Annotated in this window: 14 protein-coding genes; 3 read left to right on the top strand and 11 right to left on the bottom strand. The window is 70.7% G+C overall.

Going from position 1 to position 12952, the window contains the following annotated elements; translation table 11 throughout:
• Positions 1 to 50 precede the first annotated feature (50 nt).
• The 6 genes from NLX83_RS28255 to NLX83_RS28230 all read right to left on the bottom strand — a co-directional run bounded on the left by NLX83_RS28255 (position 51) and on the right by NLX83_RS28230 (position 6302).
• On the bottom strand, positions 51 to 2615 hold the full coding sequence (locus NLX83_RS28255; RefSeq protein WP_254238240.1) for a GH36-type glycosyl hydrolase domain-containing protein: 2565 nt from the start codon (positions 2613 to 2615) through the stop codon (positions 51 to 53).
• Positions 2612 to 3340 (bottom strand): esterase/lipase family protein, encoded by a 729-nt coding sequence (locus NLX83_RS28250; RefSeq protein ID WP_254238239.1) that lies wholly within the window; start codon positions 3338 to 3340, stop codon positions 2612 to 2614. Before NLX83_RS28250 ends, NLX83_RS28255 begins: the two co-directional genes overlap by 4 nt.
• 135 nt (positions 3341 to 3475) lie before the next feature.
• A complete protein-coding gene (locus tag NLX83_RS28245; RefSeq protein WP_254238238.1) occupies positions 3476 to 4393 on the bottom strand; it encodes an alpha/beta hydrolase in 918 nt (305 codons plus the stop codon).
• Positions 4394 to 4413: 20 nt separating this feature from the next.
• A complete protein-coding gene (locus tag NLX83_RS28240) occupies positions 4414 to 4977 on the bottom strand; it encodes a hypothetical protein (protein WP_254238237.1) in 564 nt (187 codons plus the stop codon).
• Entirely contained in the window at positions 4974 to 5381 is a 408-nt protein-coding gene (locus NLX83_RS28235; protein WP_254238236.1) for a MerR family transcriptional regulator, read from the bottom strand. Before NLX83_RS28235 ends, NLX83_RS28240 begins: the two co-directional genes overlap by 4 nt.
• 39 nt (positions 5382 to 5420) lie before the next feature.
• Positions 5421 to 6302 (bottom strand): LysR family transcriptional regulator, encoded by an 882-nt coding sequence (locus NLX83_RS28230; RefSeq protein WP_254238235.1) that lies wholly within the window; start codon positions 6300 to 6302, stop codon positions 5421 to 5423.
• A gap of 69 nt (positions 6303 to 6371) precedes the next feature.
• Here NLX83_RS28230 and NLX83_RS28225 point away from each other — a divergent pair, with 69 nt between their 5' ends.
• Positions 6372 to 6971: a short chain dehydrogenase gene (locus tag NLX83_RS28225; RefSeq protein ID WP_254238234.1), complete on the top strand. Its 600-nt coding sequence runs from the start codon at positions 6372 to 6374 to the stop codon at positions 6969 to 6971.
• Between the two features lie 7 nt (positions 6972 to 6978).
• Here NLX83_RS28225 and NLX83_RS28220 read toward each other — a convergent pair whose 3' ends face one another.
• Entirely contained in the window at positions 6979 to 7818 is an 840-nt protein-coding gene (locus NLX83_RS28220) for a helix-turn-helix domain-containing GNAT family N-acetyltransferase (protein WP_254238233.1), read from the bottom strand.
• A 91-nt stretch (positions 7819 to 7909) separates the two neighbouring features.
• On the opposite strand from NLX83_RS28220, the gene NLX83_RS28215 reads away from it, so the two are divergent.
• Together NLX83_RS28215 and NLX83_RS28210 are read left to right on the top strand one after the other, a co-directional pair.
• Positions 7910 to 9187 carry an FAD-dependent oxidoreductase gene (locus NLX83_RS28215; RefSeq protein WP_254238232.1) on the top strand — a complete coding sequence of 426 codons (1278 nt, stop codon included), beginning with the start codon at positions 7910 to 7912 and terminating at the stop codon, positions 9185 to 9187.
• The gene (locus NLX83_RS28210; protein WP_254238231.1) at positions 9184 to 10218 is read left to right on the top strand and encodes a flavin-containing monooxygenase; all 1035 of its coding nucleotides are present in this window, start codon (positions 9184 to 9186) and stop codon (positions 10216 to 10218) included. The genes NLX83_RS28215 and NLX83_RS28210 overlap by 4 nt, the downstream gene beginning before the upstream one ends.
• A 228-nt stretch (positions 10219 to 10446) precedes the next feature.
• On the opposite strand, the gene NLX83_RS28205 is transcribed toward NLX83_RS28210, so the two are convergent.
• From NLX83_RS28205 to NLX83_RS28190, 4 genes are read right to left on the bottom strand one after another with little or no spacing between them, the layout of a single operon-like run.
• Positions 10447 to 10845, bottom strand: a complete 399-nt coding sequence (locus tag NLX83_RS28205; protein WP_254238230.1) for an arsenate reductase ArsC — start codon at positions 10843 to 10845, stop codon at positions 10447 to 10449.
• Positions 10846 to 10861: 16 nt separating this feature from the next.
• Positions 10862 to 11938, bottom strand: coding sequence for an ACR3 family arsenite efflux transporter (gene arsB / locus NLX83_RS28200; protein ID WP_254238229.1), 1077 nt, complete (start codon positions 11936 to 11938; stop codon positions 10862 to 10864).
• Positions 11935 to 12279, bottom strand: coding sequence for an ArsR/SmtB family transcription factor (locus NLX83_RS28195; protein WP_254238228.1), 345 nt, complete (start codon positions 12277 to 12279; stop codon positions 11935 to 11937). Before NLX83_RS28195 ends, arsB begins: the two co-directional genes overlap by 4 nt.
• Positions 12280 to 12303: 24 nt before the next feature.
• Positions 12304 to 12942, bottom strand: a complete 639-nt coding sequence (locus NLX83_RS28190; protein WP_254238227.1) for a TetR/AcrR family transcriptional regulator — start codon at positions 12940 to 12942, stop codon at positions 12304 to 12306.
• Between the last annotated feature and the right edge of the window lie 10 nt (positions 12943 to 12952).

Here is a 12952-nt window from a genome sequence, read left to right as displayed (position 1 = left end):
AAACGGGCTCTTTGGCGGCCTCAGCGCGGGATGAGGGTGGCGGGGCGCGGCTAGCTGATCTCGAAGGGGGTGCGGCGGCCGGGACCCACGGGGAGGCGGAAGCTGACCGTGTCGCCGGACTGGCGGGCTGTCGTCTTCACACCGTTGACGGTCACCGTCAAGGAGCCCTCGCGCAGGGCGGTCGGCAGCGCCACCTCGATCTCGACGACCTCGGCCGCCAGCGCACCGAGCTCGCCGCGCACGGAGTCGGCGGCGTAGGAGATCGCGAGCAGGCCGCCGTCCCAGCTCCAGCCCTCGAAGGGCAGCAGCGGCGCGATCCGCAGGCCCCGCGCGGTCGGCTCGATCCCGGCCAGCCACAGCGCGGCGTTCAGCGGCTCGGAGTGGGCGAACAGGATCTGCACCGGCCACGCCTGCATCGAGAACCCGAGCGGCGAGGACCAGGTCTCACCCGGCCGGTCGGCGTTGGACGGCAGGTAGCTGTCCGGGCCGGACCACACGCCGAACCAGGTCTCCGGGTAGGTCTCGGCGTGGTGGGCGAGGGTGTTGGACAGGAACTCCCGCCAGCCCCGCTCCCGGTCCACTGTGGACAGACCCCAGGCCAGGGTGGAGTTGATCGCGTACCACTGGCCGCCGCCGACCGTGGGCGTCCGCCCCTCCCCGCCGTCGGCGAACACCCGCGCCGCCAACGGGTCCGCGCACCTGGTGTCGATCTCCTCGACCAGGGTGGCCCGCTGCTCGGCGTCGAGCAGGCCGGTGATCAGCGCCCACGGCTGCGGTTCCAGGAAGAGGTCGCTGTGGCCGACCTCGGTCGCGGTGGAGGTCCAGCCGCGGTTGAGGTGCCGTCCGCGCCAGCACGCGCGCACCGCGTCGGCGAAGCCCTCCGCGCGAGCGCGCGCGTCCTCGGCCGCAGCGGGCTCCCCCGCGAACTCGGCCAGCTCGGCGAAGCGCCGCAGCACGTGCACGGCCATCGCGGTGTTGAGCGTGCTCTCGCCTTCCTCCCAGACCTGGTCGATCGGCACACCGGACTCGCTGACCACCATGTCGTTCCAGTCGCCGAGCCTGATCTTGATCAGCCCGTGTTCGCCGACCCCGACGTCGTTGAGCAGGTGGTGGACCGCGCGCAGGCAGTGCTCCCACACCGGTTCCGGCCGCGTGTACGGCGCGGGCCAGTACGACACGGACTGCCGCAGGAACGCCCGGTCCCTGGTGGCCAGCACGTACTCGGAGATCAGCCACAGCAGCCACATGTCGTTGTCGGAGGGGCACCACAGCATGTGCTCCCACGACCCCGAGCCCACCTCCGCGTAGGCGATCTCGCCCTCCGGAGTGGTCTCCGACATGGTGAAACGCGCCGCGTCCGCGGCGATCTCCGGGGCGAGCCACACCTGCGACAGCGCGTTCTGCATGGTGCTGCGCGGTCCGGCGTTGAAGCCGCCGAGGTACTGGTAAGCCCCGCCCTGGGACAACGTGTGCGCGCGGAAGCCGTGGTGGTAGGTCGCGCCGGAGCGCAGGTAGTACGCGCTCCACGCGAGCTCCCGGGAAACCCAGCCCTCGCGTCCGAAATCCACCTTCGGCACCACGCTGCGCCAGGCGTGCGTGGTCGATTCGAACAGCGCCGCCGGATCGTCGCCGAGCCGGTGCACCTCCTCGGCGGTCTCCACCGGAGGCGTTGCGCCATAACCGAATCCGAGCACCTGCTCGGCACCGGGCGCCAACTCGAAGTCGGTGGTGAGCAGGAACGCCACGTCCTGCCGATGCCCGCCGGGGTGCGCCTGACGGGCCGGATCGACCAGCCCGTCAGGACACGCACGGCCGCCTTCGCCGAAAACCGCGGCACGCTCGACCGTCCAGCCGTCGACGGCCGTCCCGACCGGAACGCAGACCACGTCGGGCTGCGTGCGCGCGGTTCTTCCCACGGGGAAAGGGATTTCGTGGGACAGCTTGCCCTTGGGATGCCGCGCCAGCAGGCCACCGATCGAGTCGTCCCAGTTCGCCCGGTAGCCGTTGTAGGCCTGGGCCGACGTCTTCTCCCTGGCCTTCTCCGGGTTGAGCCCCATCGTGGCCAGGTCGAGGTTGTGCAGCCACACGTCCCAGTACTCGCCGTGCCGCAGCCGCCGCGTCGTCTCGCCCACGTTGCGCACGACCACGTAGGAGCAGAGCAGCCGCCCTTCACCGAACGGCGCGAACACGATGCGGTCCAGCTCGATGTCGTTGTGCCGCACGACAATCCGGTAGTAGCCGCAACCGAACACACGGCGCACCACGGCTTCCTCGGGCAGGTCGGCGTGGAACGTCGACCACACCGAGCCGGTCTCGTCGTCGCGCAGGTAGGACACCCCGCCCGCGAAGGCCCCGTCGCCCTCGCGGTGCTTGTTGATCCAGCGCGGCCCGCGTTCGTGGGAGTAGAGCTGGGTCCAGCCCTCGTTCGTGGAGATCGCCACGATCCGGTCGTTGCCGAGCTGGTGCCAGTGCAGCCGGGACGGGCCGGTCAGCCGCGTGTCCCATTCCGCACGGGGATCGGTGCGCTGGTCCAGGGTGTACTCGAACGCGGGCAGCCCCGCCTCGTCCGCGGTCCAGTCGCCGAAGATCCCGCCGTGGCGCTCGGCATCGGTCATCGTGTACCCCTCCTGTTTCCGTTGTCTCCCAATGGTGGCAGCACGACGAACCGACCGGGGCAGATGCCACCGATGGTCATCAGGACCGCCGCGCTGAACTTCGGCGACGAGGGCTCGTCCGCGTGCCGCACATCGGGGATGTCGTGGAAGCACGCACCGCCGTCGAGGCGGTTGGCCTCGGCCGGGACGTCCAGCGTGCTCCGGATCGTCGTGTAGCGCACCGACCCCGGCGTGTCGTCCCCGGTGTTGAGCTCGGCCAGGAAGCGGCTGGAGAAGCACATCTGCCCGCCGAGCAGGTCCGGGAGCAGGCAGGCCTCTCTGCTGCCGTACTGGGGTGAGCCCATGGACACATAGTGGCCCACCTGGCCGACGCCGCCCAGGAACTTGAGATAATGCCTGGTCGACAGCCCGCCCATGCTGTGCCCCACCAGGTGCACCTTGCTGCCGTGCCGCTCGGCGACCTCGTCGACCAGGCTCGCCACCGCGTGCGCGTTGACCAGGTTGTCCTGGCCGGGCAGGTCCATCGCGTAGACGGGGTACCCGGCCCCCCGCAGCACCTCGACCATCCCGTGGAACGACCACGAGTTGCTCATCCACCCGTGCACCAGGATCACGGGATTTCGTTGTGCGGCAACGGCTCCCGAGGCTGACCCGCCCGTCAGCACCCCGGTCGCCACCATGACCGCCAGCAGAAGTCGTCCGGTCCTCCACCTTGTCAAGAACATCGTTGTGCCCCCTCCGCCCAAGGGAGGCTCACCTACTTATCAGTCGGTAAGCCGACGCAAGATCATGGTGCGCTCCGTGATCGTGCGTGCACAATGCGTGTCACCGGCACGGCCCATTGGCCGAACCGAGGCGGCCTAACAGCCGCAGGAGGACCGCAGACTCGGTGCGAAGTGCCGCAACGCGTCCGCGAAGGCGGGCGTCCACACCTTCCAGTCGTGGCCGCCGTTGCTGATTCGCAACTCCGCCGTTACCCCAGGTCCGCGCCGTGCGGAGTTGTAGAGCGCCGCGGATTCGAAGTCGATGTCGTGCCGGGCCTCGGCCGGATCGGGGTTGGGCCACTCGTCGTCGCCGACCGCGATGTAGAGCCGCGTCGGGATCTCCTTGCGCAGCAGGGGCAGCAGCGCCGGGTAGTTCAGCCTCCGGTAGACCTGCTCGTCGAAGAGCCGCTCCCCCGAGCCGTACGCCCCGAACTCCCGCGCGGAGGACTCGGCGGGCGGCAGCGGCGTGTAGACGGCGGGCGAGAGCACCAGGGCGTGGCCGAACGTGTCCTGATGGGCCAGCGCGTAGCGCAGCGCTCCTGCTCCGCCCATCGAGTAGCCGCCGACCAGGCGCGCGTCGCGCTGCCGGACCGTCCTATATGTACTGTCCACATGGGACACAAGGTCCCGGGTCAGCGCGGTCTCGACCGGGCGGCCACCGGTGTGGGCGGAGTCGACGTAGTAGTTCCCCCGACCGCTCCAGGGCGCGTCCGGCAGGACGGCGAGCACCGGCGGGATCTCGCGGCGGGCGATCATGCGGTCCAGCTCCGGCTTGACCCGCGTCCACGCGGTCATCGTGTCCCCCCGGCCGTGCAGCAGGTACAGCACCGGGAAGCGCCGCACCGTGTCGCGGTCGTAGCCGCGCGGCAGGTAGACGGTGTAGCGGATGTCCTCGCCGAGTGCGGGCGAAGCGGCCGACGCGGTCCGCACCTGCCCTCCGTGCGGCGATTCGGCGGAGGCGCCGGGCATGGCTGCCATCAGCAAGAGCAGGGCGATGCCGAACGCACGGCGCATCAATGCCTCCCGGGGTCGACTCAGGCGGTGGGGAAGTCGAACGCGCCGCTGGTGTGGTTCGTGCCGATTCCCCGCACCACGTCATACGCGACGCACGCGGCCAACGCCAGAGACCGAACGGACTCCGGAAGATTCGGTTGCAGCCGAAGGGAATCGCGGCGCACCCTGCGGCCGTCCCGCTTGCCGATCGCGCCAGGGGTGAACGTGACGACCTCGTGCAAAAGGCAGAGCTGCTGCCCGGCCGGATCGAGCAACGCGTAGACACCACGCCGGACCTGCCGCACCGACCCGAGCGCCGCGCCGTCCGGTCGCGTCACTTCGAGCGGCGGTCGCCCCACGCCCTTCCGGATGGCCAGCAACGGGAACCCTTGTTGCGCCACAACCAGATCGAACACCGTGCGCCCGGAGAAACCCGTGGCACGCAAGACTTTCCGGAGCGGTCGGAGCCTCTTGCGCTCGGTGACGGTCGCCAGCAGGGCGCCCTGTTCGCTGTACACGGAACACTCGTAGCGCGTGCTCCACAGGTGCCGAGAGGCGCTCCAGGGCTGTTCCACGAGCAGTGAGTCGAATCCGGGCAGTGTCACGAGGTCTCCTGGTCGGCCAGAGCTGCGTCGATGATCTCATCCAGCTCCGCGCGCATGGTCGTGCAGTCCCGGACCGGGTCGGCGTTGGGACAGGTCAACAGGTGTTCGAGCAGGCGGTGGGCGGAGGTCAGCTCGGCGATGCGGTCGGCGATCGCGCCCGCGGCGGTGGTCAGCACCTCGCGGCCGCGCGACCCGTCGCCCAGCAGCTCGGCGGTGTCGGCGAGGCTGACCAGCCCCTGGTGGTGCAGCCGCTGGATCAACGCCAGCCGCTCCAGCTCGGCGCGCCCGTAGTACCGGACGTTCCCCCTGCGCTCCGCCGGTGCGAGCAGGCCGAGATCGTCGTAGTAGCGCAGCGTGGAGACCGGCACGCCGAACGCCTTAGCCACCGTGCTGATCGAGTGCATGCGCACATCTTGCACTCAAGCCGGCCGAGGGTCCGACCCTCATCCGCCCGGACGGGGTTGTCGCGTGGACGGTGTGAGCTGTCGCCGGACCAGCTCGCAGAACTCGCTCGTTGCGGGATGAACGATCTCGCTCGGCCAGGCGAGGTGAACGGTCACCGGGTCGGCGTCGGCGAGCGCGAGGTAGTGGACGCCGGGGTGGGGATGGCTGTGACTGGTGCCCTCGGTGGTCACGCCGACCGCCTCACCGGTGGCGACCGTGGTCAGCCACTCGTAGACACCCGGAACCTGGAAGACGTGCGGCCGCGCGGTTTCCGGCCACAGCTCGGCCCCGGACGTCGCCGCGGTCGAGCACAGCACGACCGGCTCGTCGACGAGGTCGGCCAGGAACACGACATCCTTGTCCGCCAACGGGTGCTGCTCGGGGACGGCGACCATCCGCTGTTCCCGCGTCAACGCGAAGTGGGCGAACTCCGCACTGGGCTCGCTCCGCAGGAACGCCACGTCCGCCTCGCCCCGCCGCAGCGCGCCTTCGGGATCGTCGACGCGCCGCACCTCGACCGGGACCTCCGGCCACCGCTCGCGCCAGGCCCGCAGCAACGGCACGGTGTGCTTGCCGAGCATCGCCCAGGCGAAGGCGGCCCGCAGCGGACGCGGCGCGGCGTCCGCCGATGCCTCCGCGAGCGCGTCGTCGAGCTGGTTGAGGATGCGGTGCGCGTGCTCCCACAGGCGTTTCCCCGCCGCGGTCAGCGCGAGGCTCCGCGTGGTGCGCTCGACCAGGCGAGTGCCGAGACGGCGCTCCAGCTGGTCCAATGTGCGCGAGAGCGCGGGCTGGCTGACGCGCAGCGCGAGGGCGGCGTCGGTGATCGTGCCCTCGTCGCCGATCGCCGCGAGCGCCTTCAGGTGCCGCACCTCAACATTCATAACCACCAAGCATAAACACCGTAGAAACGGCATTTCACTCGCGAAGCGGCCCGTTCTAGTGTCGCGCCCATGAGAATTCTGTTGATCGGCGCGACCGGGAAGCTCGGCACGGCCGTGCACAAGGCCCTGTCCGGCCGCGGGCACGAGGTTCGCACGGTCGGCCGCAGTGCCGGGGACCTGCGCCACGACATCACCGACCCGGCCGGGGTCGCGGCGCTCTACGCGGCGGCCGGTCCGGTGGACGCCGTGGTCAGCGCCGCGGGTGACGTCCCGTTCAAGCCGCTCGCCGACCTGGCGCCCGAGGACTACCTCGCGGGCTTCCGCGGCAAGGTGCTGAGCCAGATCGAGCTTGTGCGCCAAGGCATTCCGCACGTCGCCGAGCGCGGCTCGTTCACGTTGATCACCGGCGTGCTCAGCCGTGAACCGGTCCCGACCGGCGCCGCGGCTTCGATGGCCAACGGCGCGGTCGAGGCGTTCGTCCGCGCGGCGGCCATCGAGATCGCACCGCGGCGCATCAACGCGATCAGCCCCACCGTCTTCACCGAGAGCCTTGCCGACTACGGCGACTACTTCCCGGGGATGCCGCCCGTGAACGTCGCCGACGTCGCCCAGGCATACGTCCGCTCCGTCGAGGGCGCCCAGACCGGCCAGGTCTACGAACTCCCCTGACCACGGCTCATCGGACCGGTGAGCGGCGTTCGATGAGAACGGTGTCGTGCCAGGCCCCGTTGAGCTGGGCGACGCGTTCGCGGATGCCGACGGTGCGGTAACCGGCGGCGTGGTGCAGGGAGACGCTGGCGCGGTTCTCGGTGAAGATCGAGGTTTGCAGGGTCCAGAGCCCGGCATCGTCGGCGGCCAGGACTTGCTTGCGCAGCAAGGCTTTGCCGATCCCCCGGCCACGCTGCCCGGCACCGACGTAAACGGAGGTCTCGGCGACTCCGGCGTAGCACTCGCGCGTCGAGGCCGGGCAGGCGGCGGTCCAGCCGACGACCTCGCCGTCGCGCTCGGCGACCCAGCGGTGATCGGGCAGCCATTTCGCGTCGAGGCTGGCGCGACTGGGCACGGCGGTCTCGAACGTGGCGATCCCGGTGGCGATGCCTTCGGCGTAGATGCGGCGCACCGCGGCCCAGTCGCCGGGTTCGAGGGCGCGCACGGTGACGTCGGCGGGCACGTCGTCCGGGCAGCAGGGGCGCTGGGCGAGCAGCCCCATGACGGCGTCGGCGGCGTGCGGCAGCCCGGCGCAGCACGCCTCGTTGACCGTGACGATGGTGGCGGTGCCCTCCTTGCGCAGGTGGACGAACCCGACGTCGGCGAGTTTGCGCACGTGGTGGGAGGTCGTGGACTGGCTGGTGCCCAGGACCTGGGTGAGCGCGCCGACGGTGATGCCCTTCGGGCTGGTGGCCACGGCGTGCAGCAGGCGGACGCGGACGGGCTCGGCGAGGCAGGCGAACCAGTCGGCGTAGGTTGCGGCCTCCGTGGCGGGCAGGACCTGGGCCTGGGGCAGCGCGATCGGCATGGCGCCGAGTATATCGACTCGCATCGATGGTTGCCTTCATCGACGCGAGTCGATACTGTCCGGCTCATCAATCGAGCCGGATCGATGAAAGGTGTCGGGCATGTCCATCGTGGTCGTCGGAGCGGGGCCGGTGGGGCTGGCCGCCGCCGCGGAGCTGGTCGAACGGGGACTGGAGCCGCTGGTGCTGGAGCGGGGCGACCGGGCCGGAGCGGCGGTGGCGCAGTGGCACCACGTGCGGTTGTTCTCCCGCTGGTCCGAGCTGGTGGCACCGGCCGCGCGCCGGTTGCTGGAGGCGGAGGGCTGGCAACAGCCGCCCGCGGACGGCTATCCGACGGGGGCGGAGTGGGCGGAGTCGTACCTGGCGCCGTTGGCGCGGGTGCTCGGCGACCGCGTCCGGTTCGGCGCCGAGGTGGTGGGGGTCGCGCGGCGCGGCCGGGACCGGGTGGTCGACGCCGGGCGCGAGTCCGAGCCGCTGACCGTGCACGTGCGCACCGCCGATGGCCGCCAGGAGCGGATCACCGCCCGTGCGGTGATCGACGCTTCCGGCACGTGGACCTCGCCCAATCCACTGGGCGGGGACGGTCTGCCCGCGATCGGCGAAACCGAGGCGGCGGACCGGATCGCCTACCGGGTCCCCGACCTGACCGTCGTCGGGCGATACGCGGGCAGGCACGTGGTGGTGGCGGGCAGCGGGCACTCGGCGCTGACCGCGCTGGTCGCCTTCGCCGAGCGGGAGCCGTCGACGAGGGTCACCTGGCTGTTGCGGCGGGGCGCGGTCGGGGCGGTGTTCGGTGGCGGCGAGGCCGATCAGCTTCCGGCTCGCGGCGCGCTCGGCCTGCGGGCGAAAGCCGCGGTGGAGTCCGGCCAGATCCGCGTCGTCACCGGGTTCCGCACCGAGGCCGTCGCCCGCGATGAGAACGACCGCGTAGTGCTGGTGTCGTCGGAGGGTCAGCGCATCGAGGCGGTCGACGAGGTGGTGGTGCTGGCCGGGTTCCGCCCGGACCTGTCGTGGCTGTCCGAGGTTCGCCTCGCCTTGGACGCGACGTTGCAGGCGCCGGTGGGACTGGCGCCGCTGATCGATCCGAACGTGCACTCGTGCGGCACCGTCTACCCGCACGGGGTGAAGGAGCTGGCGCACCCGGAGCCGAACGTGTTCCTGGCCGGGATGAAGAGCTACGGCCGCGCGCCGACGTTCCTGGCGCTCACCGGGTACGAGCAGGTCCGCTCGATCGCCGCCGCGCTGGCCGGGGATCGGGAATCCGCGGAGCGGGTGGAACTGGTGCTGCCGGAAACCGGGGTCTGCGGCGGTTCCGGTGTCTTCGACGCGCCCGCCGAGGACCAGGACGGCGCCTGCTGTGGTGTCCGGTGACCGACATCGACGCTCTCGTCATCGGCGGCGGGCAAGCCGGGCTCGCCACCGCTCACGCGCTGCGCCGCGCCGGTCGCGAACCTGTTGTGCTGGAAGCCAAATCGGAGGCGGTGGGGTCGTGGCCGTCCTACTACGACAGCCTCACCCTGTTCTCCCCAGCCCGCTACAGCGGTCTGCCGGGTCTGGCTTTCCCCGGTGATCCGGCGCGCTACCCGCGCCGCGACGAGGTCGTCGACTACTTGCGCCGCTACGCCAAGCACCTCGCCGTGGACATCCGCACGGGCCACCGCGTCGAGGCCGTCCACCGTGACGGGACAGGGTTTCGGGTCCGGCTCGCCGATGGCACCGAACTGGGAACGCGCGTCTTGGTCGCGGCCACCGGCTCGTTCGGCCGCCCCAACCGACCGAATCTGCGATCGTTCACCGGCACCCTCCTGCACTCCGCGGACTACCGGGAGCCCACGCCGTTCACGGGACAGCGGGTCGTGGTGGTCGGCGCGGGGAACACCGCGGTGCAGGTCGGCGTCGAACTCGCCGCCCACGCCCGAGTCACCCTGGCGACCCGCAGCCCGGTGCGGTTCGTCCCGCAGCGGCCTCTCGGCCGGGACGTGCACTTCTGGTCCACCGTGACCGGCATCGACACCGTCCCGATCGGGCACCTGTTGCGCAACCCGCCACATCAGCCGGTGCTCGATCACGGCCGCTACCGCGCGGCGCTGACCTCCGGAGCCCCAGACCAACGGCGCATGTTCACCGCCGTCGACGGCACTCGGGTCACCTGGCCCGATGGCACCCGCGAGCGCGTGGACACGATCATCCTGGCCACCGGCTACAAGCCCGATCTGTCGTACCTCACCACTCTGGGCGCACTCGACGCTCAGGGCAGGCCGCTCCAGCGACGCGGTCTGTCCACGACGCATCCGGGCTTGGGGTACGTCGGCCTGGAGTGGCAACGCAGCCTCTCCTCGGCAACGTTGCGCGGAGTCGCCCGCGACGCCCGCTACGCCGTTCCCCGCCTACTAGCCCACTAAGCCGCGTCCCACACACATCCGCCTCACACCCTCATCCCCCGCTGAGGCCGCCAAGATCTTCCGTTTCGTACTCTTGCCGGGATTTGGGAGCGCTCTCTTCCCCGCTATGAGTACGAAACGGGAGATCTCTAGGTTGCGGCCGCCTCGCGTTGGGTGCGGGGGCGGTTGGGGCGCATAGGCACAGCTTACTTGGTGGGTGGGGTGCTTGGATGCCATGCGGGACAAGCCCTAAGCGAGTTCGGCGAGCAGCGCGCGCACGCGGCGGTCGATCTCCTCGCGGATCGGCCGCACCTGCTCCACCGGTTTGCCCGCCGGGTCCTCCAACTGCCAGTCGAGGTAGCGCTTGCCGGGGAAGACGGGGCAGGCGTCACCGCAGCCCATCGTGATCACCACATCGGCCGCGCGCACAGCCTCGGTGCTCAACAGTTTCGGGCACTCTCCGGACAGGTCCAGCCCGAGTTCGGCCATCACCTCCACCACCGCCGGGTTGACCGACTCCGCCGGAGCGGAACCGGCCGAGCGGACCAGCACCCGGCCCTGGGCGTGGTGGTGCAGCAGCGCGGCGGCCATCTGCGAGCGGCCCGCGTTGTGCACGCAGACGAACAACACCTCGGGAACAGCGGACACGGTGACTCCTCGGTTGTCAGCGAGACACGACGGTGAAGCGGCGGCGCAGCGCCAGGGAGACGTAGACCAGGCCGACGAGCACCGGCACCTCGATCAGCGGACCGACCACCCCCGCCAGGGCTTCGCCGCTGGTGGCGCCGAAGGTCGCGATGGCAACCGCGATCGCGAGCTCGAAGTTGTTGCCCGCCGCGGTGAACGCCAGTGTCGTGGTGCGCTCATAACCCAGGCCCAGTGCCGCGCCGAGGGCGTAGGAACCGGCCCACATCAACGCGAAGTAGGCCAGTAGCGGCACCGCGATCCGGACGACGTCCCATGGGCGGCTGGTGATCTGCTCGCCCTGCAAGGCGAAGAGCACCACGATGGTGAACAGCAGCCCGTACAGCGCGACCGGTCCCACCTTCGGCAGGAACCTCGTCTCGTACCAGTCGCGACCCCTGGCCTTCTCCCCCAGACGGCGCGTCAGGTACCCGGCCAGCAACGGGATGCCGAGGAAGATCAGCACGCTCTTGGCGATCTGCCACCCCGACACCGCCAGGCCGCCCTGCGGCAACCCGAGCCAGCCGGGCAGCACCGCCAGGTAGAACCAGCCCAGCAGGCCGAAGGCCAGCACCTGGAACACCGAGTTCAGTGCGACCAGCACCGCCGCGGCCTCCCGGTCCCCGCACGCCAGGTCATTCCAGATGATCACCATGGCGATGCAGCGGGCAAGCCCGACGATGATCAACCCGGTCCGGTAGGCGGGCAGGTCCGGCAGCAGCGCCCACGCGAGCCCGAACATCAGCGCCGGGCCGAGCACCCAGTTCAGCGCCAGCGAGGACCACAGCAGCCGCCGGTCCCGGGTGACGGTGTCCAGCCGGTCGTAGCGGACCTTGGCCAGCACCGGGTACATCATCACCAACAGGCCGATCGCGATCGGCAGCGAGATCCCGTCCACCGTCACCGCGTTCAACCCGTTGTCCAGCCCGGGAACCCACCGCCCGGCCAGCAGACCGGCGACCATCGCCGCGCCGATCCACACGGGCAGAAACCGGTCCAGCGCCGACAGCTTCCCGGCCACGCCCGCGGCCGGAACGGACTCCGTGGTCGTGCTCATGCCGCCCGGTCCTCGCCGGGCACCAGTACGGCCGACAACCGCGCCAGCACTTCGATCGACGCGCGGTAGTAGATCCACGTACCGCGCCGCTCGCTGGTCACCAACCCGGCCTCGCGCAACACCTTCAGGTGGTGGGAGATCGTCGGCCCGGTCAGCTCGAAAGCGTCCCCCAGGTCGCACACGCACGCCTCGCCGCCCTCGTGCGAGGCGATCAACGACAGCAACCGCAGCCGAACCGGGTCCGCCAACGCCTTGAACGTCCGCGCCAACTCACCCGCGCGGTCCTCGGTCAACGGCTCGCGCGCCAGCGACGTGGAGCACTTGTCCACCTGCTTCGACATGTGTCTACATTGACAGATGTCTATTTAGATGGCAATCGAGGTAGCTTTGGTGTTGAAGGCGACGGGCAGCGCGGCGACGGCTTCGGCCAGGCAGGCGGCGAGGCCGTCACGGGTGGCCGGTCCCGGCGCGCCGCCCCACCTGTCGCGCGCGCGGTGGAAGGCCGCGACGAGGAGGTCGAGCGCGAGCAGGACGGGAAGATCATCCGGAAGGGCGAGGCGCTCGCGCAGGATCGAGGCCGCCGTCGTCGTGGTGCTGTCGCAGAAGTAGAGGCAGTGCGCCTCGATCGAGGGGTTCCCGTCGCCGAGGCGCTGGGAGAGCAGCGCGTGCTCCGGCCAGCGCGGATCGGTCATCCGGCGCAGCGCGGCCGCCAGGGCGCCGTGCAGGAACTCCATCAGCGTCTCGCCCGTCGGCTCCAGCCCGCCCAGCTCCTCCAGGAAGAGCGTCCACAGGTCGTGCAGCGGGGCCGTGGCCACGTCCTCCTTGCTGGTGAAGGTGCGGAAGAACGTTCGTTTGGAGACCTCGACCGAGTCGCAGAGCTGGTCCAGCGTCGTCGCCGCGAAGCCCTGTTCGTCGAAGAGCCGCAGCGCGGCCGCGATCAGGGCTTCGCGGGTGCGCTGCTTCTTGCGCTCACGCAGCGGCAGGCGGGCGTCGGCGGTGCTCATCGGCCCGAGT

Origin of the sequence: Allokutzneria sp. A3M-2-11 16 (assembly GCF_024213555.1) — a bacterium.
Classification (GTDB): Bacteria; Actinomycetota; Actinomycetes; order Mycobacteriales; family Pseudonocardiaceae; genus Allokutzneria.
This window is presented reverse-complemented; position numbering and strand designations above follow the sequence as displayed.